This is a genomic window from Photorhabdus sp. RW14-46 (genome assembly GCF_963887965.1).
In the GTDB taxonomy this organism is placed as follows: Bacteria; Pseudomonadota; Gammaproteobacteria; order Enterobacterales; family Enterobacteriaceae; genus Photorhabdus; species Photorhabdus laumondii.
On the sequence record NZ_CAWPHH010000008.1, the window covers coordinates 28890 to 52214 of the forward strand.

General features: G+C 43.1%; 27 protein-coding genes and 1 pseudogene. 8 read left to right on the plus strand and 20 right to left on the minus strand.

Annotated features, from left to right (window positions below; all coding sequences use genetic code 11):
- Positions 1 to 340: 340 nt before the first annotated feature.
- Entirely contained in the window at positions 341 to 979 is a 639-nt protein-coding gene (locus AACQ38_RS08960; RefSeq protein ID WP_109791665.1) for a hypothetical protein, read from the minus strand.
- Between the two features lie 576 nt (positions 980 to 1555).
- Between AACQ38_RS08960 and AACQ38_RS08965 the strand changes: the two genes are divergently transcribed.
- Together AACQ38_RS08965 and AACQ38_RS08970 are read left to right on the plus strand one after the other, a co-directional pair.
- Positions 1556 to 1702, plus strand: coding sequence for a hypothetical protein (locus AACQ38_RS08965; RefSeq protein ID WP_165577935.1), 147 nt, complete (start codon positions 1556 to 1558; stop codon positions 1700 to 1702).
- A gap of 23 nt (positions 1703 to 1725) precedes the next feature.
- Positions 1726 to 1893, plus strand: a complete 168-nt coding sequence (locus AACQ38_RS08970) for a hypothetical protein (protein ID WP_207631817.1) — start codon at positions 1726 to 1728, stop codon at positions 1891 to 1893.
- On the opposite strand, the gene cobO is transcribed toward AACQ38_RS08970, so the two are convergent.
- The 5 genes and pseudogenes from cobO to cobA all read right to left on the minus strand — a co-directional run bounded on the left by cobO (position 1886) and on the right by cobA (position 5891).
- A complete protein-coding gene (gene cobO, locus AACQ38_RS08975) occupies positions 1886 to 2443 on the minus strand; it encodes a cob(I)yrinic acid a,c-diamide adenosyltransferase (protein WP_165577936.1) in 558 nt (185 codons plus the stop codon). The genes AACQ38_RS08970 and cobO overlap by 8 nt on opposite strands.
- 58 nt (positions 2444 to 2501) lie before the next feature.
- Positions 2502 to 3131, minus strand: a pseudogene (locus tag AACQ38_RS08980) (NAD(P)-dependent oxidoreductase); the annotation flags it as partial.
- Positions 3132 to 3150: 19 nt separating this feature from the next.
- A complete protein-coding gene (locus AACQ38_RS08985; protein WP_165577937.1) occupies positions 3151 to 4011 on the minus strand; it encodes a GHMP family kinase ATP-binding protein in 861 nt (286 codons plus the stop codon).
- Positions 4004 to 5077: a threonine-phosphate decarboxylase CobD gene (gene cobD / locus AACQ38_RS08990; protein WP_165577999.1), complete on the minus strand. Its 1074-nt coding sequence runs from the start codon at positions 5075 to 5077 to the stop codon at positions 4004 to 4006. The genes AACQ38_RS08985 and cobD overlap by 8 nt, the downstream gene beginning before the upstream one ends.
- 31 nt (positions 5078 to 5108) lie before the next feature.
- Positions 5109 to 5891 (minus strand): uroporphyrinogen-III C-methyltransferase, encoded by a 783-nt coding sequence (cobA, locus tag AACQ38_RS08995; RefSeq protein ID WP_041380961.1) that lies wholly within the window; start codon positions 5889 to 5891, stop codon positions 5109 to 5111.
- A 397-nt stretch (positions 5892 to 6288) separates the two neighbouring features.
- Between cobA and eutA the strand changes: the two genes are divergently transcribed.
- The 3 genes from eutA (at position 6289) to eutC (ending at position 9967) form a co-directional block, all read left to right on the plus strand.
- Positions 6289 to 7716, plus strand: a complete 1428-nt coding sequence (eutA, locus tag AACQ38_RS09000) for an ethanolamine ammonia-lyase reactivating factor EutA (RefSeq protein WP_165578000.1) — start codon at positions 6289 to 6291, stop codon at positions 7714 to 7716.
- A 12-nt stretch (positions 7717 to 7728) separates the two neighbouring features.
- A complete protein-coding gene (locus tag AACQ38_RS09005; RefSeq protein ID WP_165577938.1) occupies positions 7729 to 9090 on the plus strand; it encodes an ethanolamine ammonia-lyase subunit EutB in 1362 nt (453 codons plus the stop codon).
- A 118-nt stretch (positions 9091 to 9208) separates the two neighbouring features.
- Positions 9209 to 9967 (plus strand): ethanolamine ammonia-lyase subunit EutC, encoded by a 759-nt coding sequence (gene eutC, locus AACQ38_RS09010; protein WP_369931607.1) that lies wholly within the window; start codon positions 9209 to 9211, stop codon positions 9965 to 9967.
- Positions 9968 to 10060: 93 nt separating this feature from the next.
- Here eutC and AACQ38_RS09015 read toward each other — a convergent pair whose 3' ends face one another.
- Positions 10061 to 10708, minus strand: coding sequence for a hypothetical protein (locus tag AACQ38_RS09015; RefSeq protein WP_165577939.1), 648 nt, complete (start codon positions 10706 to 10708; stop codon positions 10061 to 10063).
- A gap of 979 nt (positions 10709 to 11687) precedes the next feature.
- Here AACQ38_RS09015 and AACQ38_RS09020 point away from each other — a divergent pair.
- Entirely contained in the window at positions 11688 to 12089 is a 402-nt protein-coding gene (locus tag AACQ38_RS09020; protein WP_165577940.1) for a hypothetical protein, read from the plus strand.
- A gap of 527 nt (positions 12090 to 12616) precedes the next feature.
- Positions 12617 to 13021: a hypothetical protein gene (locus tag AACQ38_RS24035; RefSeq protein WP_011147195.1), complete on the plus strand. Its 405-nt coding sequence runs from the start codon at positions 12617 to 12619 to the stop codon at positions 13019 to 13021.
- Here the strand turns inward: AACQ38_RS24035 and AACQ38_RS09030 are convergent.
- The 8 genes from AACQ38_RS09030 to AACQ38_RS09065 form a co-directional block, all read right to left on the minus strand.
- On the minus strand, positions 13009 to 13839 hold the full coding sequence (locus AACQ38_RS09030) for a DUF4225 domain-containing protein (RefSeq protein ID WP_011147196.1): 831 nt from the start codon (positions 13837 to 13839) through the stop codon (positions 13009 to 13011). The two genes, AACQ38_RS24035 and AACQ38_RS09030, sit on opposite strands and share 13 nt — an antisense overlap.
- Before the next feature lie 7 nt (positions 13840 to 13846).
- Positions 13847 to 14326, minus strand: coding sequence for an Hcp family type VI secretion system effector (locus AACQ38_RS09035; protein WP_165578001.1), 480 nt, complete (start codon positions 14324 to 14326; stop codon positions 13847 to 13849).
- A gap of 397 nt (positions 14327 to 14723) precedes the next feature.
- Positions 14724 to 15038: a hypothetical protein gene (locus tag AACQ38_RS09040; protein ID WP_113041953.1), complete on the minus strand. Its 315-nt coding sequence runs from the start codon at positions 15036 to 15038 to the stop codon at positions 14724 to 14726.
- Between the two features lie 72 nt (positions 15039 to 15110).
- Positions 15111 to 15272, minus strand: coding sequence for a hypothetical protein (locus tag AACQ38_RS09045; RefSeq protein ID WP_207631818.1), 162 nt, complete (start codon positions 15270 to 15272; stop codon positions 15111 to 15113).
- Between the two features lie 82 nt (positions 15273 to 15354).
- Positions 15355 to 16404, minus strand: a complete 1050-nt coding sequence (gene cobT, locus AACQ38_RS09050; RefSeq protein WP_011147199.1) for a nicotinate-nucleotide--dimethylbenzimidazole phosphoribosyltransferase — start codon at positions 16402 to 16404, stop codon at positions 15355 to 15357.
- A 4-nt stretch (positions 16405 to 16408) separates the two neighbouring features.
- Positions 16409 to 17026, minus strand: coding sequence for an adenosylcobalamin/alpha-ribazole phosphatase (locus tag AACQ38_RS09055; protein ID WP_165577942.1), 618 nt, complete (start codon positions 17024 to 17026; stop codon positions 16409 to 16411).
- Between the two features lie 324 nt (positions 17027 to 17350).
- Positions 17351 to 17641 carry a hemolysin XhlA gene (locus tag AACQ38_RS09060; protein ID WP_242685550.1) on the minus strand — a complete coding sequence of 97 codons (291 nt, stop codon included), beginning with the start codon at positions 17639 to 17641 and terminating at the stop codon, positions 17351 to 17353.
- Entirely contained in the window at positions 17634 to 17984 is a 351-nt protein-coding gene (locus AACQ38_RS09065) for a hypothetical protein (RefSeq protein WP_036814493.1), read from the minus strand. Before AACQ38_RS09065 ends, AACQ38_RS09060 begins: the two co-directional genes overlap by 8 nt.
- 474 nt (positions 17985 to 18458) lie before the next feature.
- Between AACQ38_RS09065 and AACQ38_RS09070 the strand changes: the two genes are divergently transcribed.
- Positions 18459 to 18767, plus strand: a complete 309-nt coding sequence (locus AACQ38_RS09070; protein WP_011147203.1) for a HigA family addiction module antitoxin — start codon at positions 18459 to 18461, stop codon at positions 18765 to 18767.
- Between the two features lie 36 nt (positions 18768 to 18803).
- Here the strand turns inward: AACQ38_RS09070 and cobS are convergent, their stop codons facing one another.
- The 5 genes from cobS to cbiK form a co-directional block, all read right to left on the minus strand.
- Positions 18804 to 19550: an adenosylcobinamide-GDP ribazoletransferase gene (cobS, locus tag AACQ38_RS09075; RefSeq protein ID WP_165577943.1), complete on the minus strand. Its 747-nt coding sequence runs from the start codon at positions 19548 to 19550 to the stop codon at positions 18804 to 18806.
- Positions 19547 to 20092, minus strand: a complete 546-nt coding sequence (gene cobU, locus AACQ38_RS09080; protein WP_011147205.1) for a bifunctional adenosylcobinamide kinase/adenosylcobinamide-phosphate guanylyltransferase — start codon at positions 20090 to 20092, stop codon at positions 19547 to 19549. Before cobU ends, cobS begins: the two co-directional genes overlap by 4 nt.
- Complete coding sequence (locus AACQ38_RS09085) at positions 20089 to 21627, minus strand: cobyric acid synthase (RefSeq protein ID WP_165578003.1); 1539 nt, start codon at positions 21625 to 21627, stop codon at positions 20089 to 20091. The genes cobU and AACQ38_RS09085 overlap by 4 nt, the downstream gene beginning before the upstream one ends.
- A 189-nt stretch (positions 21628 to 21816) precedes the next feature.
- Entirely contained in the window at positions 21817 to 22530 is a 714-nt protein-coding gene (locus AACQ38_RS09090) for a cobalt-factor II C(20)-methyltransferase (protein WP_011147207.1), read from the minus strand.
- Positions 22530 to 23324: a sirohydrochlorin cobaltochelatase gene (cbiK, locus tag AACQ38_RS09095; protein WP_011147208.1), complete on the minus strand. Its 795-nt coding sequence runs from the start codon at positions 23322 to 23324 to the stop codon at positions 22530 to 22532. The genes AACQ38_RS09090 and cbiK overlap by 1 nt, the downstream gene beginning before the upstream one ends.
- Between the last annotated feature and the right edge of the window lies 1 nt (position 23325).

Here is a 23325-nt window from a genome sequence, read left to right on the forward strand (position 1 = left end):
TTGACTCTGAAGTTTTTCTGATTAAAATCTCAGCCACAATTTAGATTTTCGTGAAACAAATCACACTTTACCAATAAAGAGAATTCATCATGAAATCTGTTACATCTTTCATATCAAGTGTTCATAGTGTCGTTGTCTACTTGTCAACACCTTGCTTTCTGTAAGTCTGCTTTTTAACCGATGCGTGAAAGGCCAGTTTCCAAGCTGGCTTTTATTAGCCTAAGAGATTCAATATTGGAGGTAAATAAGCAATCGATAAATAAAAACTCTGCTACTAAATCATTTATCATATATTCTCAGCCTAATAGCCAAGAATATATGAAATAACAACCAACAGATATTAATAATTCAACGCATCAAGAAGTCGTTTCTTCAATGATGCAACATCATCCACACTATTTTGAACCAGCTGAGTAAGATTAGCTATATCACTTTCCAGAGATTGAACCTTCTCTTCCAATTCCTTATTCTTTGCATCTAATAATATATCAATCCTTGCCGATTCAGCATGTAACTGCTGACCATTAACCGCCTCAGTACTGTGATTTGAAATCTCCCCAGCCGCAACATGTATAATCTTACGTTCATGGCCGGTTTTTCCTACAGAAACAACATTCGGTTTATTAGCAATAGAATCTGCACCTAATGCAATGCTCCCTTTTTCTGTTGCAGAAGCGTGTTGACCAATCGCCACGGCCTGAGCCGCACTCGCCGTCACCTTTTGTCCCAAAGCGATAGAAGCCAAGCCATTGGATACAGAATCAGCCCCAATCGCAATAGGCCAAATGACTTTCGTATCACCTTGTTTACCCGCAATTTGATTTTGCCCAATCGCAATAGCCGCTTCACTGATGGTTTTAGAATTTCGGGGTGAAGCACCAATTGCGATAGAATGTATTGCCGGCGCTTCTGCATGTCCAAGTACAACTGAATCTTTACCAGTTGTTTGTTCAGCTATATCGGTATTTTCAATAGACATATTAAACCTCTTAATTTATAAATTAAATAACCATGCGTTGTTTGAAACTTAATACAGTGTGCGACAAAATATGATATGGATTACGTGAACTCGTTTCACATATCAAAACTTAAATTAACGTTATATCTATTCCGTCGACAATATTAGATATAAATCCCAACTTGTAAATAAATTAAAATTATTGGATAGTGGAATATATTGTATGGAATTTATTTCATGTATTATCAAGCTTTATGGAATATATATCCAATAAAGTTCATCATAACCAATTAATTAATCACCTCAATATTAATTGGTTTTTATATACTTAATCCAAGTAAACATAGGAGAAAACTTTATTATTAACCTTAAATTATTTGAAAAATAATTATCCAGTATACTTTTAACACCCAAAAAATATAATCACATTTGGCTAATTATAATTTTAATAATAAATACTCTCAATGAAAATTTTTACCACTGATGATTTCGCAGATTTCATGGACAACAATTCACTAACTCAAGACATTCCCAATAAACTGTTGAAAGTTTATAATCTATTAGCCAAAAAATTTGTTAATATCAATAATAGTAATCTTGAAGACAACTTATACCCAATGGATTTCAAGATGGATCGCGACGGCAAGGGAGCGAATCCCCGGGAGCATAGATAACTATGTGACCGGGATGAGAGAGTGCAGCCAACAAAGAGGCAACTTGAAAGATAACAGGTATATCATCTGATTTATTAATCGAGGTAACATGTAATGAATAATAATCGACTCATCAAAATGCAGAAAATGGCTGAGCGTTTTCATCAATCTGGCACAGTATCAAATATCACCATGAGAGAAATTAATGCATTGGTTAAACAAGATAAAAACATGAATCACTCTTCATCTGATGTGGTGACCGGAAAACGCATAATTAAGTGAAAACATATTTTACCGGACGCATTTCACTAACCGTATCAGCCAGTTCAATTAATTCAGTAGGGTAATCTTGTCCGGTAATGATTACCGTCTGATTAATTGGCCGTTCGCTTAATGCCTTGATAATTTCGTCTAGCAATAGATAACCGTTATTTATCACGCAAACCAATTCACTCAGCACGACCAATGATAATTCAGGATCACGCATCATGCGCAGCGCGTGGTGCCAAACCTCAGAGCAAGCAGCAATATCCTTAGCACGATTTTGCATTTCTCCAGTCAAGTTCATTGATATTAGCTGAAATTCTACTCCATGCTGCTGTAACAAAACACGCTCACCGGCTGACCATTCATCGCGAATAAATTGGATAACGCCAGCCTTTAATCCATGACCCAACGCTCGTGTAACCGTTCCCATTGCCGCGGGGGTTTTCCCTCTGCCATTACCGGTATAGATAATGATAATCCCCCGGTTTTCTTGAGCGGCTGCAACTTGTGCCATAAATCTCTCTTTTTGCCGCTGTTTTCTCTGTTTATATCGCTCCTCACTCATTTGTCCAGCTCCAATATATTAGTCAACTGTTTGTTTTGTTTGTATTCGCTTGAGATGACTCAGAGAATAATGTTTCTACCACCCGATCAACTTGTTGATGATCTTGACTGACCAACGATTGCATTAATCGCTCATTAGTGAAAAACCGCTCCCAAAAGTGACGACGTGCCGCCAAATGATGAAAATGTCGTTTTACCCGCTGGCGAAGTGTCCCACCGTAAGCGGCCAGACGACCAAGATGCATCGGCAGCAGCCGTTCGAGTTTTTCACGCCATAATCTAACCAATACCGGCGCGTTTCCCCCGGAGGAGATAGCAATCACCAAGGGTGAGCGATCAATCACTGACGGTGTGATAAAACTGGCTTGCTGTGGCTCATCTACCACATTACAAAAAATGCGGCGCTCCGTCGCACAATCACACACATAGCTATTCACCGCCGCATCATTAGTAGCAGCAATCACCAGCCAACAATGCTCAAGCCAGTGAGGCTCAAACTCACCGCGAATGAGGGTCACTTGGCCGTTATCCCCCCATAGTTTAAATTGCGGGGTAAATTCCCGTGCGTTAACTAATAGATGTGCGCCAGCATCTAATAACAGACGCGCTTTACGCTCGGCTACCTGACCTCCTCCAACTAGCAGACAGGTTTTATCCCGGATCTGACAAAACATCGGCAAATAATCCAACATAAATCTCCTCCTACCGTTAACGCACACCACCCGGAATCATGGTCAGCAAGTGCTGACGGGGATAAAAACGAACTATGCCCCTCTGTTTCAGCCACCAGCATAGGTACTCAACATCATGATGGTGACGATCGCACAATAATCCGACGACACTGCCACTATGAGCAACATTCAACCCGTAGATCCCACTCCGTTCTACCAATTCCAACAAACTGTCAAACGCCGGTTTGACCAACAACTTTTGGCTGGCCTGCGCACTGAGCGTCGTGGCTTCGCCCAACCGCCAGTAATTCCGAGTAGTCACAGCCTGACAAAATAGTTTCCAAGCACGCTCTAGCACGGAGGCATTTTCCAGTAATGCTGGATGGCGATCTAAACGGTGATAATCAGCCGTGATCACGATTTCCGGGCTTTCCAATAACAAAATGTCTATAGATGGCTGCCAGTCACAAGCAATTTGCGTGGTACCTGTTTGATGATCGAACAAGGTAAGCCGACTGAACAACGTGCTATCCGTAGGCTCAAGCTGTACGCAAAAGCTAGCCAGTGTCGTTTCATCAAGTGTTTTCCCCAAATAACGCGCCGTCGCCAGCGCTGTAGCGGCAATATCAGCGGTACTACTTGCCAGCCCTTTTGCCATCGGGATCGTAGAAGTCAAGGCGATCCGTAAACCTCGCGCCATCTCCACCGACAAACCAAAATACGCCAGAACAGTTTTCATCACTTGGCGCATACGGGGACGTTCATCTTTTCCCGGCACGCCATCTGTAACAGACACTTCACTGAACCAATTCACCGGACAAGAGATCAATTTTTCACCACCAAGAATCCACCCTTGGATAAGTTCACCACACGATGCAGGACAACGCGCTTCAGCCATAACCGAATACCTGACGTAACGCCGATACCAGACGGCGATTATCATGCTCGCCTTTAATGGCGACCCGATAATGAGCCGTATCCAAGCCCGGATAATTAGCACAATGGCGAATCAATATTCTCTGTTTCAGCAATGCGTGTTGAAGATCGATTTCTGGGCGCAGGCAACGCAGGAAGATATAATTTGCCGAGGGAGGCCAAACACGTAATGCCGGTAATGCAGCCAATGCCTGATAAAGCCAACGTTGTTGCTCAGCTAACCAGCGGTGTGTTGCTTGAATATAAACGTTATCATTAAGCACCATTTCACCCGCCAACGCCGCGAAAGCGTTAATGGTCCACGGCTCCCGCCAGCGCTTCATCGCCCGAATCCCCATTACATCACTGCTGACCAGATAACCAAGGCGCAACCCCGGAATAGCAAAAAATTTCGTCAGTGAACGTAGAATATAAAGACGAGGAAAATGCGCTATCTGAGGAATAAATCCAGCAATATCCGGGAGAAAATCGATAAACGCCTCATCAACAATCAACGCAATATTATGCTGACGGCAACGTTCAAATATTGCCTGCAATAGCACAGCATCTGGCATCAACCCCGTCGGATTGTTCGGTGTCGCAAGAAACAAACAGTCAGGCCGATGGCGTTCTAATGCCATCAACAAGCGTTCATCAGGTTGATAGCTATCCGCTTCACTCATCACATACTCATCAATCTGGCAATCCACGCGCTGCAAGGCGCGCCGATATTCAGCAAATCCCGGTATCAACAACATGGCTCGGCGCGGCTTAAGATAATTCACCACCGCATAAATCAATTCAGTCGCACCATTACCCGCCATCAGGTTTTCGACAGGGCAATGATGAGCCTGCGCTAACGCTGCATGTAACCGGCGATATTCTGTATCAGGATAATACTCGGCACATTGCAATTGGTCGATAATGGCCGTTTTCAAGGATTCCGGCATTCCTAACGGATTGATATTTGCGCTGAAATCAATCATCTCTTCGACTGTAACACCGATTTTCAGCGCCATTTCCAGCACATTACCGCCATGTTCGCTCATCAAATATCATCCCCAAATGTTAAACAAAGAATCAGAGTGCCATCAGTGATGGAACAGAAGACAACAATAGATGATCCCGACTAAAAGCCAGTGTTTCCCGCAAACGCACCACATCACCAATCACAATCAATGCTGGTGCACTCAATCCCTGAGCGGCTACCTGCTGAGCCAACGTTAGCAGGGTTGCGCTGGCAACCTGCTGTTGCTGATGGCTAGCATACATCACAACCGCCGCCGGCGTTGTCGGCGCTTTACCGCCTGCGATCAGTTGCTCACAGATGCTCGCCAGTTGAGTCATTCCCATCAAGATCACTAACGTACCTTCCAACTTTGCCAGCGTCGCCCAATCCTGCGATTCATTTTCCTGACGCAGATGGCCGGTAACAACATGAAAACCTGAGGCATAATCACGATGGGTGACCGGGATCCCGGCACAAGCCAGACCACCAATGGATGAACTGATGCCCGGCACCACTTCAAAAGGGATCTTCGCCAGTGCCAAAGCTTCCGCTTCTTCACCACCACGCCCAAACACATAAGGATCGCCTCCTTTTAGCCGGACGACATTTAACCCTTGTTGCGCACACTCTACCAAGATCTGATTAATTTGCTGTTGCGGCACTGGGTGATAGTTCGGCGTTTTGCCGACATTAATCATTTTGCAATCATCAGGTGCTTCGGATAACAGGTCCGGGCTGACTAATCGATCATACACCAGCGCCTCAGCCTGACGGATACAGTGTAATCCTCTGACAGTAATTAGCGCCGCATCGCCGGGACCGGCACCGACCAACCAAACTTTTCCGCTATTCATCATATTTTTCACCCTGTAACGAAAGTCTGTTGGAAGATATATAACCGATAGCCAGCAACACGATCTGGTGTAAGATCAATAATTCTTCATTTTTATTAATGTATTGACGATAACCCTCGGTTCTGACGCATTGTTACTTTATCTGCTTGTTTCTCTTAGCAACTTCGCCCTGCATCTTGTATCTACACCCTATGGATTTCAAGATACATCGCGGCGGCAAGGGAGTGCAGCCAACAAAGAGGCAACTTGAAGGATAACGGGTATATACGCCATTTTTATTATGACCCCTAATATTTTTGTGACCACAGTTGATTTTCCAACCAAATTGCCGATATTTAATACTGATTGATAAAAAAAAATGCCAACATACGCCTTATTGCAGACAAGAGGCGTAGCGATGGAAGCCAAGGAGTTATTCAGTGTCGGTATTGACATCGGCACCACCACCACACAAGTGATCTTTTCGCGTCTGTCACTGGTGAACCGTGCAGCGGTATCACAAGTGCCACGCTACGAGTTTGTTCGCCGCGAGATCATCTGGCAAAGCCCAGTGTTATTTACCCCCGTAGACTTCGCCGGACAATTGCGTGAAGACGAACTGTTCAGTCTGATCCAGGCACAATATCAGGCCGCAAACATCGCGCCGGAAAGTGTCGATTCCGGCGCGGTTATCATTACCGGCGAAACCGCGAAAACATGCAATGCACGCCCTGCGATTATGACGCTGGCACAAAAATTAGGGGATTTTGTTGTCGCAACAGCAGGGCCACATCTGGAATCAATGATTGCTGGTTTAGGCTCCGGCGCTCAAGCTCTTTCACAGCAGAAAATGGCCAGAGTGCTCAACATTGACATCGGCGGCGGCACAGCCAACTACGCGCTATTCGATGCCGGGCGACTTATCGCCTCTGCTTGCTTAAATGTCGGCGGCCGCTTATTGCAAACCGATCCTCAAGGGAACGTTTTACGCGCACATCCGCCCGGAGTACGCATCGTTGATTCACTGTTTGGCGAAAATACCGATATTCAACATCTGACAGCCACGCAATTACAGCAAATTGCTATGCGGATGTCGCAATTGCTCTGGGAAGTCGTTACCGGACAACTTACGCCACTGGCGCAACAATTATTGATGACCGAGCCGCTGCCAAGCTGTGATGAACTAAATTGTGATGAACTCTACGCAGTCACCCTCTCCGGCGGGGTAGGAGAATGTTATCGTGAAGCATCGGAGCATGACCTATTCCGTTTTCACGATTTAGGGCCATTGCTGGCACAAGCTATCCATCGTGATAATGATTTCGCCAAACTGCCGCTGCAAATGCCAAAACAAACCGTGCGCGCTACCGTCATTGGTGCCGGCGCTCATACATTATCGTTATCCGGCAGCACTATCTGGCTTGATGCACTATCGCTACCCCTGCGCAATATTCCCGTCGTCCATCCCGACACAGAAGCCACTGAATCACTGGCAGAAGCCTGGCAACAAGCACTGACACAAATGGACCTGCATGCTGAGCAGGATCTATATGCATTGGCCCTGCCCGATGCCCTGCCAGTGAATTATGCCGCCGTGCAGACATGCATTACCGCTTTACAGAACTTTGCCGCACGCTATCCCTCTTCTCACCCGCTGCTCATCGTTGCAGGCCAAGACTTTGGTAAGGCATTGGGTATGCTGTTACATCCTCTGATGGGAGAACGGCCGCTGGCGGTTATTGATGAAGTGATCACCCGCACCGGGGATTATATCGACATTGGCACGCCACTATTTAATGGCACTGTGGTTCCCGTCACTATCAAATCACTGGCCTTTCCTTCCTGAGAGAGCGTAAACATGAAATTGAAAACGCAGCTTTTTGGTAAGACCTATCAGTTTAAAGATGTCAAACAGGTGCTGGCAATGGCGAACGAATTGCGTTCCGGGGATGTGCTAGCCGGGGTAGCGGCCGAAAGTTCCCAACAACGCGTAGCGGCTAAACATGTCCTCTCGGAAATGACGATTGCGGATATTCGCATGAATCCGATCATTCCTTATGAAGAGGATTGCGTGACTCGCATTATTCAGGATGACATTAACGAAATTGCCTACGCCGGTATAAAAAACTGGAGCATTGGTGAACTACGCGAATACATACTCAGCGATGATACCCTCGTGGATGATATCGCCTTTCTGCGTAAAGGAATCAGTTCCGAAGTCGTTGCCGCCGTGGCAAAAATCAGCTCCAATGCGGATCTGATCTATGGCGCGAAAAAAATGCCGGTGATCAAAAAAGCCAACACCACCATTGGGACGCCGGGAACATTCAGTGCCCGGCTGCAACCTAACGATACCCGCGACGATGTACAAAGCATTTTGGCCCAAATTTACGAAGGACTATCGTTTGGCGTGGGTGATGCAGTCATCGGCGTCAACCCGGTAACCGACGATGTAGAAAACCTCACCCGTGTACTAGATACCCTCTATGAGGTAATCGACAAATTTTCCATCCCAACACAGGGCTGTGTCTTAGCTCATGTCACGACCCAGATAGAAGCCATTAAGCGTGGTGCACCGGGCGGTTTGATTTTCCAAAGTATTTGCGGTAGTGAAAAAGGGCTAAAAGAGTTTGGCGTAGAATTGGCTATGTTAGATGAAGCACGTGCCGTTGGCGCGGAATATTGCCGTCTTGCTGGCGATAACTGCCTCTATCTTGAAACCGGACAAGGCTCTGCTCTCTCCGCCGGTGCTCACTTTGGCGCTGATCAAGTGACAATGGAGGCACGAAACTACGGTTTAGCACGCCACTATGACCCATTTCTGGTCAATACCGTTGTCGGTTTCATCGGGCCGGAATACCTCTACAATGATCGCCAGATTATCCGTGCCGGATTAGAAGATCACTTTATGGGAAAACTCAGCGGTGTCTCAATGGGATGTGACTGCTGCTATACCAACCACGCAGATTCCGATCAAAACCAGAATGAAAACCTGATGATCCTGCTGGCAACCGCAGGATGTAATTTCATCATGGGCATGCCGCTCGGTGATGACATTATGCTCAACTACCAGACATCGGCTTTCCATGATACCGCCACTATCCGCCATCTGCTCAATCTGCGCCCATCACCCGAGTTTGAACGCTGGCTGGAACAGATGGGGCTGATGGCAAATGGCCGCTTAACATCACGGGCGGGCGATGCATCGTTCTTTTTCTGATTCTTTGCTGAGATAAATCATCATGAACCAAAAAACAATTGAAAAGAATGTAAGCGAGCGGGTATCTAATCTGAAACCCCATGCATCCCCTGAAATCACTAACGAAATTGAAAGCTGTATGCCGGATTTAGGCTCCTTAGAAGCCAAACAGTGGATCGGTGTCCAAAACCCGAACCGGATAGAAGTCTTACAGGAATTACGCCGCAGCACGGTGGCGAGAGTCGGTACCGGCCGCAGCGGTCCACGCCCACGTACTCAGGCATTACTGCGTTTTCAGGCTGATCACTCCCGTTCTAAAGATACGGTGTTAAAAGAGGTCCCGACTGAATGGATAGAGAAACAAGGATTGCTAGAAGTGCAATCTCAAGTCAGCGACAAAAACCTCTATCTGACTCGCCCGGATTTAGGGCGAAAACTCAGTGCGAATGCGGTAGAAACTTTACTGACACAGTGTAAAACAGCGCCCGATGTACAAGTTGTTATCTCCGATGGCCTGTCTACTGATGCCATTACCACCAACTACGAAGATCTTGTGCCACCTCTGTTAAAAGGGTTGGAACAAGCAGGAATGTGCATCGGTACGCCGTTTTTTGTACGCTATGGTCGCGTTAAAATCGAAGATCAAATTGGCGAGTTACTCAAAGCTAAGGTAGTTGTCTTATTGATTGGAGAACGCCCCGGATTAGGGCAATCGGAAAGTCTTTCCTGCTATGCTGTTTACCAACCAACTGTAGAAAAAACGGTTGAAGCTGACCGCACTTGTATTTCTAATATTCATCGTGGCGGCACGCCCCCAATCGAAGCCGCGGCAATTATTGTCGATTTAGCTAAAAATATGCTGGAACAGCAAGCTTCCGGCATTGCTCTTAGTCGTTGATGGAAGGGTATATACCCCTTTTACCTCGTTAAGAAAATCATCAATATAAAGATAAAAAATAGGATGGCAGGCCAGAACCTGCCCCCTGATTTATTAATCATAGCCCGACAATAAATGCGATATAACTTCAAGTTCTACATTTTGAACATAGTTACTCATGTTGGTGAATACAATTTTATAGTAATTAACAATATTAGGAGGTGATGCAAGTATTTCAGTCTTACCGGGGGAAATATCAACATAGCTATACATATTATAATTCCCTAGTGGACCAGCCCAAAAATTTACAGCCCTAATATATGCCACGCTATTGTTTTTTATAATTGCGTCAGAGAAATCAGTGGGGAATATTGCATTACCCTTACTATAAAATTCAAATGGCTCGTTAGAATTCATATATACCATTTTTGTTGGCATTCCATATTTTTTCCACAAAGAGTCCATTACAAATTCAATTTCTGCATTTTCGGTATTGCTAAGATTGGAGACTACAACTTTATAGCGGTAAAAAAGGTCACTTGGTCCTACGAATATTTTAAGTTCGCTAGGATAAATATCAACATGACTATACTGCTGATAATCTCCAATCAAACCAGCCCAGTAATTGATAGCCCTAATTGGTACCATACTCTTGTTTTTTATAATTGCCGTTGGGGCAACACTTGGTATTACAATATCGCTATTACTATAAATCTCAACGGTTCCAAGAGGAGCTATAGAGATAGTTTTTTTCAATGACATTATTTTTTTCCTTATTATTTCTGTTGTTTAGTAATATATATAATAGGTAGTTTTACCTGTAAAATTTAACTTAACACTTCCCACGAACAGTTAAATATTGAAATTTGTCAGTGAAGTAAAAGGAATACGATAAACAAATTTATCGTATATAATTTTTCATTCAATCATGTAATAGCCAAAATCAGATACTGTTTTTTCCTTATTATCTATTCTGATAACATTTTTTTCTCTCATTTCTATTACAATGGCAGTACCATACTACTGAGTACAACAAATTTTCTAAAAACAGATCTAAAGAAAGCATTTATTAGGTATATACCCTATGGATTTCAAGATGCATCGCGACGGCAAGGGAACGAATCCCCGGGAGCATAGAGAACTATGTGACCGGGGTGAGTGAGTGCAGCCAACAAAGAGGCAACTTGAAAGATGACGGGTATAATAAGATAATAATTATGTTATACTAATTCATTATATCAACAAAATATTATGAGATTGAATAGATGGATTTGGAAAAATTAAGAAAATTAACCCTCAGTAGTGGATTCACATTTAAAGAACTTCTTATGCTGCAAAGAACCTTTAAAAATCTTGACGATGATGAAAGAAGATATGTAATAAAGTATTATACAAAAAGCGATAACATTTACAACGTTATAATAGTGCTTGCTGAAGATGCCGGCGATCCCGTGTTGTTTTTTTCTCTCATGTATGTAGGTTGCATAATAATGGAGATTTTCCTCTATGACGAAAATTCAATATCCTATTTATCATTAATATCGATCATTTATATCATTTTAACAATAATATGCATATGCTATAAATCTTTTTATCACCGCTATCGTTATAATTTTTTCACATGCATAAAATTAGTTATTTTCTATATTCGTCTCAAAATAAAAGAAAACTTCAAACAGTTATAAAGAATAAGTATTTTACAGTAAGCAATTTATAGAGTTAGAAAAACGAGTTTAAAAAAATGGATTTAATTGACTTAAGAAAATTAATATTAAATAGCGGATTTACCTTAAAAGAATTGCTTAGGATAAAGAGAAACTTTATTATTCTACACAAGGATGACCCTGATATTTATGATAAATATCAAAGCAAAACAGATTGTTTTTGTCATTATCTACTATTTATAGCTGAAGAAGTTGCTGCACCATTAATAATGTTAACCTCAGTTTGTTTATTTATAATATCAGGTATGCTTTTCAGTGAAAAGGAATATAGCATTCCATTAATGTCATTTATTTACTTACTCTTTTTTAGCTCGTTCTCGATTTATTATAGTCTTTCCGTTAGCTGTAATCCTGTCACAGGATTAAAATTAGCAATATTCTATATTCGTTTTAAAATAAAAAACAAATTAAATCGTTGAATTAACCAATAAAACATGATAAAAATAACTAATTATAAAATCAAATAAAATCGAGTATGAATAAATGAACCTAATTGACTTAAGAAAGCTAATATTAAATAGTGGATTCACCTTAAAAGAATTACTTAAGATAAAGAGAAGCTTTCTTGTCCTGCATAAAGATGCCCCACACATTTATAATAAATATCAAAGCAAAACAGATTGTTTTTGTCATTATCTACTATTTATAGCTGAAGAAATCGCCATACCATTACTATATTTAACCACAATTTATTTATGATATTAGGTATGTTTTTCAGTGATATGGCATATGGAGTGCCATTAATGTTTTCAATTTACTTATTCTTTGCCATTTCTGCTTTTATTTACTATAGCTTCTCCGTTAGCTGTAATTTAATCACAGGTTCAAAATTGTTAATTTTCTATATTCGTTTTAAAATAAAAAAACAAATTAAATCCTTGAGTTAACCAATAAAACATGATAAAAACAACTAATTATAAAACCAAATAAAATCGAGCATGAATAAATGAACCTAATTGACTTAAGAAAATTAATATTAAATAGTGGATTCAGCTTAAAAGAATTACTTAAGATAAAGCGAAACTTTATTATCTTATATAAAGACGAACCTGATATTTATGATAAATACCAGAGCAAAACAGATTGTTTTTGTCAGTATCTATTACTTATAGCTGACGAAATAGCCATACCTTTAATATATTTAACCACAATTTATTTATTTATGATATTAGGTATGTTTTTCAGTGATATGGCATATGGAGTGCCATTAATGTTTTCAATTTACTTATTCTTTGCGATCTCTGCTTTTATTTATTACAGCTTCTCCGTTAGCTGTAATTTAATTACAGGTTCAAAATTGTTAATTTTCTATATTCGTTTTAAAATAAAAAATAAATTTCAATCGTCATGAAGTTTATTTATGTCATCTATCAAAAGTTTGACTTTATATCCACTACTTAATACTTGAATGGTTAACATAGGCTTTGGTGTTAGCTGCCATTTTCTGGCAAGATCCGAATTAATATATCTGAACAATTTCCCTGTCCCCGGCTTGACAGAATAGCCTCCTGATATATTATTCTTGGATTTAACCGGTTTAAGCTTGAGCACTCCATAAGTCCCATATAAACTTGCTACGAGATCAACTGAACTATAAGCAACATCAGCTACATCATCACCATAACCTAAAGCATGAGAGGCATATCGATAACCTTTCCTAACCAAACCTATTTTTTGATTCTCATAAAGGATCGGACTAATAGCCTCATAAAAATTACTACCTCCATGAGCAACTAGCACAGCACCCATTAATTGAACCCTTTTAGATCTTACAATTCTCCCTGAATTAATTACAGCAATACCAGCAGCTGTTTGAGCAATACCAGCAACAACCCCACCGCCTATTTTTGCGTATTTAACTACGCCCTGATCTTCAAATATATCGGTTACAATATATTTGGTATAATCCTTACGCCTTAAAGCCTGATATTCTTTTTCCGTTATTTCATATTCATCTTTTACTGCATAAATCAATCTCTTTTTTTCATTTACATCAAATGTATTTTTAAATTCACGTGTTTTTATATTAACAAAGTCATCAACTTCTTTTAAATATGACATTCTCAATTGGCTATCTTCTATAAAAAAGCTAGCAGCCAAGTGTGCTTTACGCTTCAATGACGAAGCGTAATTATTTAAATCATAAGAAAGATGAGATATCCCTTTCATAAAATCCTCAGTAAATGTTGTCTTCCCATATGCTATATGCACTGGTGCCGGACATAATATGTTCCCACGTTATTGATTTATACATCAAAGATAAACTCTCCTGTGGCTGACATTCATTATGCGTAGATGAATTTGGATAAAATCCATTCAATGCACAGATATATGCACCAGTGAGTTTTATTTTATAATAGAGCTCTAAACCACCTTTAGTGGATGTTCTATAAAAATAAAAAATACATTGTAGCGATTCTTTATTCGTTATAGCCAATCCCAGCAGAGGAGAAGATTTATCTATTGGCTTTCTTATCTCAACCGGCTGATGGTTAACATGTTGACCTCTGGTTATATTGGAAGTCAATTCATAAACAAATATATGGTCTTCATGACCAAGCTGACATGTGTTACCAATAGAATCAACCGTTGAACATCCTTGTGATATCAAACCTTGCTTATCACCCTTAATTTCCAAATAGATTATATTCGCCATAGAAAGCCATTTTTCAGTAATATTCAAAGCATGAATATATATTATATTGATAAGAAATATAATATAAACATTGGCTTCATTTCCAAAGAATGTGATAAAACTCATGACAAGGAAAATTTCGTTAATCCTTTAGTGTTAGAAATAACATTTAAACACTGTAAATATTCTACTTAAATCAACCTTGAAACCCAAAACAACTACGTATGATGGAAGTCATTGGCAAGAAAATATTACGAGATATATTTACCTGAAATACTTAAAGTTATTATTCAAGAATAAAAAATCAAAAAGAGCGAAATTCAGTATCAACTAAAATAGAGGATGGCAGGTTAAAACCTGCCTCCTGCTTAGTTTGGTAAATAGTGAAACTCTTAAAATATGCTCCATGAAAGTTCAACTACCAATTCCAAAACTGCGATGTCACTTCAATTTCCGTGTTGTAAATAGGACTAAGATTGGTGACTATAATTTTATAGAAATAAACAGCGTTAACAGGTGCGAGAAGCGTTTTCGTCTCACCGGGGTAAACATCAATATAGTTATATTGATTATAATCTCCAATCGGAGGAGCCCAGTAATTTATCACCCTAATGGGTGCCGGGCCATTGTTTTTTATAATTGCCTCAGGATAGCTATTGGGAAATATTATATTTCCGTGCTTAAAGATTTCAAAAGATTGATTAGGGTTTATATATATAATTTTCGATGACATTTTATTTTTTCCTTATTATAGCTGTTATTTGTTGGCATATATAATCAGGTGATTTTACCTATGAAATTTAACTTAACACTTTCCATGAACAGTTAAATATTGAAATTTATCAGTGAAGTAAAGGAAAGGAAATACGATATACCCGTTATCCTTCAAGTTGCCTCTTTGTTGGCTGCATTCGCTCCCTTGCCGCCGCGATGCATCTTGAAATCCATAGGGTATATACGAATTCACCGTATACGAGATTTCACTCAACAGAACGGGAGAGTTTCATATTTGCCAGCAATCAATATGGGTTATCAAATTATCCTGACAACTAAAATGGCAACACAATATTACTTTCAGCAAGTAGCCCCATATTGTTATACATCGCACAAGCCGCATCCACCAGATGCATAGCCAACGCAGCGCCACTCCCCTCCCCTAAACGCATGTCCAAATGCAAATAAGGCGCTAATTGCAGGTGTTGCAACGCAATAATTGAGCCTTTCTCTGCCGATAAATGCGAAGGGATCAGGTAATGACGCACATCGGGTGCAATTCGACAAGCGGCCAGCGCCGCCGCATAAGAAGGAAAACCATCCAGAATCACTGGCAGCCCGACAGAGGCAGCACCAAGCATTACGCCCGCCATACCCACCAAATCATAACCACCAACCTTTGCCAATACATCGATGCTATCTCTGGCATCAGGCCGATTGATTTCAATCGCTTGTCGCACAACCGCCACTTTATGATGCAGGCGTTCACTTGGGAAGTTAGCCCCAATGCCGACAATCTGCTGTGGATCGTTGTCCGTAAAGACGCTGACCACAGCCGCCGCCGGTGTGGTATTCGCCATACCCAATTCGCCCACACCAAACAGTTGCACGCCATTTGTAATCTGTTCCAGCGTTAAACATGCGCTTGCCAATAACAAATCTTCGGCTTGCTGGCGGCTCATTGCCGGCCCTTGAGCAATGTTGCCACTGCCACGCTCCACCTTCATGTTCACTAATCCCGGCACAGGATCACTGTCAATGCCCACATCCACAACTTTTACATCAGCACCCGCATTTTCCGCCAACACGCAAACACCGGTAATCCCTTTCATCATATTCTGTGCATGAATAGCCGTTGCTGATTTGGGCGATATAGTCACGCCTTCGTCATAAACCCCATGATCAGCGACCATCACAATAATCTGCTTACGATCAATATGATGACCCGATAATCCCCGCATGCCAGCTAGCTGAATCGCCAGATGTTCCAGACGTCCGAAGCTACCTGTTGGTTTAACCAGCCCATTCAATCGAGTAGCAGTACGCGCCATCGCAACGTTATCCAACGGCACAATCGCATTAATGATCGATGAAAGTGTTTGCATGATGTTATTTCCGTGTCTCAAGCTGCCAGTCAGTCCGGTTATTAAATGTTCGCAAGGTAGTAAATCCATGTTGGATTTCCACGACACTGTATGTTCCTTGTTCAAAATGAAAGTGCCACATAGCAGCAGGCGGCATAGCCAACAGACGCGCCAGTAACAAGCCCAATACTCCCTGATGAGCAACCAGCAACAGATTATCCTGACTTTCTGGTGTCAACAGTTGCTGAACCACGTTCTCTATCCGGGCCGCAAATGCTGAGAAAGTTTCACCGCCAGTCGGGGATGCCTGTTGCCAATCGGCTAACCAAGCAGCCCAAGCTTCTGCGTCTTCATGTTGCAAATCGCGGTGATGGCGCATTTCCCATGCGCCGAAATGCATCTCATTGAGTTGTGTATCAATATTAGCTGATAACGAATGACCGGCCAGAATAATCTCCGCAGTATGACGCGCCCGCCGTAACACGCTGCTTATCGCTTGCGAAAATGTCACTGCCGATAGATAACGGGCAACTTGCCGAGCCTGATTTATCCCCGTTTCAGTCAGCTCCACATCCGTCATCCCACAGAAAACACCGCTCAGATTCGCTTCTGTTTGACCGTGCCGAACCAGAAATAGTCGCATTATCGTTACTCTACCTCAGATGTTTTTTAGAGCAGTTAATTCAGAAACACGTAGATTCAGACTCGTTTTTTAGCATGTTACCCCCATTCATCATAAAATGACTTGCGAATGTGTGTCGTAGTACATGTCTCGCCAGCCTTTTTGCTAGATTGGGAATCATTGATTTAATACCGTTTTGGGTAGCGATTACCCAACGTTCATACTGTTGCGCTTCGGACTTTGTGCCGAAGCACTTACGAATATGCTTGCCCTTACGGGCGAACATCAGCAAGGTACTGCCCGCTATCCAGTTTGGATACACTCACAAAATGTCTACCAGAAATTTCACCCAAACAAATAACGAGCCACAGCTAATGCCAACCCAGCGGTACCAATTATGGTTGCAGCTAACCACTTCGTCCGTGCACTGATTTCTTTATGTAGATCGCCTTTTGTCGCAAACTCTTCAGATCGAGTTGTTAGCTTGGTTAACTCTATCTTTATTTGCATGACATCTGATTCAAGACGCGCCACTCTTGGCTCTAAACTGCCGCCATCACCGCCATCATTACGGGTAGTATCCATATCATCACCCCCTTTACGTTTAGTACTATTCATATAAGATATATTACTCATCATGAGATCCCTTCTCTTGCTGACTCAACCAATGAAGCACAGATCTGACTTCATGAGTGGTAATATAGCCACAATTATCACAGCTGAGTTTATAATAATAATTAGCATCACTGTCGGTAGGTTGTTCTGGTGCGTGTCTGAAAAAAGTAACAAATGTTTTGCTAACCGATTGCCCATGAAGCAAGTCAGCAACCGCAGCTTTGCTTGTCTCAGCAATAACTTGCTCACCAACACTGTGGCACATCGGGCATATTCGAGTTACTTTCTTCGCGTCCAAGAACTTGAAGAAAGTATCAGCATTTATTGTTTCCAACTTCTTAATAAGTTTGTTTTTGTCTTTCATTTAATCACTATTATAAATGTTTTCGTTTAATGGGTTTCTTAACTTATAAACAAAGGGGAACTCACTCCCTTGCCGCCGCAATACATCTTGAAATCCATAGGGTATAAGTTTTTCCGCATAACCGTTTGACAAGACTCCCACAGGAGATCATCCTCATGTTGAAACCTCCACCTGGAGACCTTAAAGTACGACGAAATCCAGATAAGGACTTGGGAAGAATAAACTATGCCAGCTAAAAGACCTAAACCTATTGTTATAAAAATGCCCGATTGCCCTGTTGTTTTCTGCCTGCCATACCACCCAACGCTAACGCTTTCAGCATATGCGGAGTTTACAGATCAAACGGTCAGAACCTCCAACAACAAGCCAATGAGCAAAGATTGATACTGACAAAAAAGAAGAAAAAAGAAGAAAGGCAGAGAACGTGAAGTAAATATGGTTTTATTATTCCTCTTGGATTTCACAGGAAACTTTATGGATACCAGAACAGCAGAACCTACCACTGTAGGTGAAATGTTGGCTGAAGAGTTTTTGAAACCCTTGAAAATAACTCAACAACAGTTGGCGAATGCGATGGGTGTTTCTCGCAAGGTTATCGGCCAAATTGTGAATAATTCCCGGCGCCTATCCGTTGCAGAAGCCACGCAATTAGCCGGTTTATTTGAAACGGATGAGGATTTTTGGATTAACCTTCAAGCAGCGCATGATCGCTGGGAAAGTCGCCAGATTTCCGCCCGTAAGCAATATGCACCTATTACAGTTATTCTTTCAGCCAGCACTTAGCGAGAATAGGGGTTGGGTATTTTGCCAGGAAATGACTCACAATAGCGCCAGTAAAAATACCAACTCCCCGACTTCCACTGATGCACCAAGGGTATCACCGGTCTGACCGCCTAAACGGCGGTGCAGATACATTGCCAGCAACCCGATAACCAACAGCGTAATCGCCAATGCCAACACACCAGACCAGCGCATCAGTAGAGCAATCAATATTGCCCCACCTAACAATGTCAACAGTGCCTGATAACCGTTAACCCGACCGATATAGAGATTCCCCAAGCCACTCCCTTCACGAGCACAACGCTGGCGGTACATTAATAAGATAATCGCACTCCTGCCGGCAACAGATGCCGCAGTCAAAGCCATTAGCATAGAAGCGCCACGCAGAGATAATTCGCTCACCACCAGCACTTTCGCCAAAATAAGCAAGATCAACGCCAACCCACCATTTGTTCCCAAACGGCTATCACGCATAATCTCTAGCATTCTTTCCCGCTTACGGGCAGAAAATACACCATCACAGGTATCCGCTAAACCATCAAGATGAAGAGCCCCAGTTAACAGCGCCAGCGCTAATACGTAACCCAGTGCCGCCAAGGGCGCGCCACTCCAGGGAGCCAGCAAAGTAAAAACCGCCGACGCCAGCACACCGACGATTAATCCAACCAGTGGGAAACTCGCTATACCTCGCACGTACTGATCGATTTCCACTCCCTGTGTCCAGCGCGATGGTACCGGAATGCGGGTCATAAATTGTAAGGTGGCAAGAAACAAACGCAGGCTCATTTAATTTTTACCTCAATTCCCGATACCATCAAAAATACTTCACTGGCAGCCGCCGCCAGCCGCTGGTTGACCCTGCCGGCAATGTCGCGGAAATGGCGAGCCAGACGGTTCTCCGGCACAATACCCATTCCCAATTCGTTAGTAACCAGATATATCGGGGAAGTCATGCGGGCACAAGCCGCTAACAGATCGCTAATTTGTTGCTGAATCCCCACCTCTAATACAGCAAAGTCCATTTGTTCAGGTGGCGTCTCTCCCGCTTGCTCAAATAATAGGTTGGTAATTAAGGTGGTGATACATTCCAAGATAATCGCTTCTCCCGGTCGGGTTTGCGTCGTGATAACTGCACCGAGATCGCGATAACCTTCCCATGTACGCCAATGAGCCGGCCGATTTTCGCGGTGCAGTTGTATACGTTCGGCCATTTCACTGTCTGTCACGACAGCAGTCGCAATATATAACACCTGTTCACTCGCTTGTGCCACCAGTCTCTCTGCCAGCACACTTTTACCACTTCGAACCCCGCCAGTGATTAAGATCACGGAACCGAACCTTGTCGATGAGTTTTCATACATTGATAAATCCGTTCTATATCCAGATGTTCGCGCATGGCTTTCGCCAGGAGATCAAACTGAGTCTGTTTGTAGTGGGTATAATCCAGTATTTCCCCTTGATAAGCCGCCAATCCTTTGCGCTGACGCAAAGCGTTAAGCAGAGCTCGGGTAAAATTAGCGCTATCAAATAAGCCATGAATATAACTGCCCATCACACTGCCTTCTCGATTAACCGCGCCATCACACCAACCACCCGATTGGCCGTTACGCTCGGTAATATCGATAAACGGAGTTGCATCCGCTCCCAGTAATGAGCTGCCCATATGAATTTCATAACCACGAATAGGCTGCTCAACGCACTCTGACAGCAAACCGGGTAATGCTAACAAGCAGTTACCGTTTACCCTAGTCGTTACTTTTTCATGAGCAAAGCGGGTTTCCATATCCAACAATCCGAGACCATCCATCTGTTCAATACCCGACTCCACCCCATCAATGATCCGTTTCCCCAGCATTTGATAACCACCGCAGATACCGATAACAGGAACACCAGCCTGATGTGCCGTTAACAAGGCATCCGCTAACCCGTTCTGTCTCAGCCATTGCAAATCTCCCAATGTGTTTTTGCTACCGGGCAAGATGATCAAATCCGACGGCTGCAACGCGGATGGTTGAGTCACATAACGCAAGCGAACATCCGGTTGCACCGCCAGCGCATTAAAGTCAGTAAAATTAGCAATATGAGGCAAACGAATCACGGCAATATCCAGCGCCTTTTCTGTCGCGCCATCATATTTGCCCGTTTGTAGCGCTACGCCGTCTTCATCTTCCAGATCAATATCCAACCAAGGCATGACGCCCAATACCGGCACGCCAGTTAAAGCTTCAATCTGTTCAATACCCGGCTGGAGCAGGCTGATATCACCTCGGAATTTATTGATGATCACCCCTTTTACCCGCGCTTTCTCCGCCGGGCGTAGCAGTGCTAATGTGCCATAAATGGCCGCAAATACGCCGCCGCGATCAATATCCGCGACCAACAGCACAGGGGCATCAACCATCTCCGCCATCCCCATATTGACAATATCTCGATCTCGCAGATTGATCTCCGCCGGACTGCCAGCCCCTTCCAGCACAATGACGTCATATTCACTCGCCAGACTGTGAAAAACTTCGCAAATTTGCTGCTGTAAACTGGGCTTATACTGGTGATACTCCACCGCATTCATGCTACAAGCCACTTTTCCCATTAACACCACTTGCGCTTTACGCTCGCTGGTGGGTTTAAGCAATACTGGATTCATCCGTACATCCGGTTCAATACCCGCTGCTTCTGCTTGAAAAATCTGCGCCCTTCCCATCTCTTCACCGTTAATAGTGATACCAGAATTCAGCGCCATATTCTGTGATTTAAACGGTGCGCAGCGATAACCATCTTGAACAAAGATACGGCACAATCCCGCAACCAGTACACTTTTTCCAACATCAGATGCCGTACCCTGCAACATTAAAGACAAGCCCATCATGCTATCTCCTTCAATTATTGGTGTAGCAGAGCAAAAAGCTGCTCCTCAGTTTTATAGAGCAGCGATCTTAGTTCGCAATCACGCCTTACCTGATGGAAAGGGTTGACCCGGCGATCAATGTATCCAATTTGTCAATATTCGCCACCATTGCCAACCCAATGAATATTTTTGCTACCATACCAGCACTTATTTCTCAGTATGCCATTGTTTATTCACTAAAATGGTGGAGAAATAAGGTAATTTTTGATCAGCGTCCACCTGATCCAAACGGCACCAGCACTGCTCACTTGGCAATGTCGCATCCGCCATCAATAAAGCATGTTCAAACAGATTCAGGCGTGCCAACAATGTACTCACGGCGGCAAAACGGCTATAGACTTTCATCAGCACCACGCAATCATGCGTTTGCAATGCCTGTTCCAGCTCAGCTTCTGGTGCAGTACAAGACATTATCGCCATTGATTGCTGTTCCATCGCCAGAGGTAATACGCTACGCGCGGCAATCGCGGCAAAAGAGGTGATACCCGGGACAATTTCCAGCCACTCTTGCCGACCAATTCGCGCCAGCAAAAAGACCCAAGTACTGAATAACATGGCATCACCAAGGGTGATAAAACCCACTTGCCGCCCTTTGGCTACTTCATCTTGCAGTTGTTGCGCCACTTCATCCCATACCACCTGTTTCTCGTCGCCATTACTGTTCATCGGAAAATGGCAGGTACGAATTTCCGTGTGGGGTAACAGGTATTCACGCACAATGGAAAGCGCCAGACTATCCCCCCCTTTACGCCCAGCAGGTGCATAAAGCACATCAAGGCGAGCAAGTATTCGCGCTGCACGTACGGTAACTAAATCACTGGCTCCCGGACCGACACCTATCGCATAAAGTTTTCCATTCATCACACCACCTCCTGTTGTTCTGCCTGTAATGCGTCCGCCAGATGTTGAACGAACATTTCGCGGATCAGCGGATTTTCACCTAGCCCCTGTAACCAAGATTGGGTTTTTATCCCAACAGCTTCCAGTTGAGAACGCCACGAATCCGGCTCGTCCGATGCCATATCGTTAATCGCATGATCACCGGCCACCAGCATTAGCGGCATTAAATGCACTTTACGTATCGCCTGCCGCCGCAAGCGGATGATGATATGGTCGATTTCCGGGTAGCTCTCCACCGCGCCAACCAATGCCGGGAAATTATGTGAATTCATCAGGTGATCAAGACACGCGTAGGCAGAAAAGGCATGATGACTGGCACCGTGTCCCATAAACACCACCCGCTCATCCTCGGCTAACGGCGGCATCTGACTTTTCAGGGCAATAAGCAGTTGTTGATAATCGGCAAAACTGTTAAGCAGCGGCGTACCCACCACTAAACGTTGGAAATGATCACTAAAGGTACGCACTTCGCTGACAATCTTTTCATATTCGTCACCGTTGATGACATGCAGGGATTGAATAGCCACATCCTGATACCCCTCATTGACCAAACGCTCCAACGCCTGACGTGGGTTATCCACCTGTAAACCATCACGTTTTTTTAATTTACGGATGATCATCTCTGAGGTGAATGCACGATACAGATCGCGATCACGGTAAGCTGCGGCCAATTGTTGTTCACAGACATCAATATTCTTTTGTCGGGTTTGATGATAGCTGGTACCAAAGCTGATGATTAATAGTGCTTTTTTCATT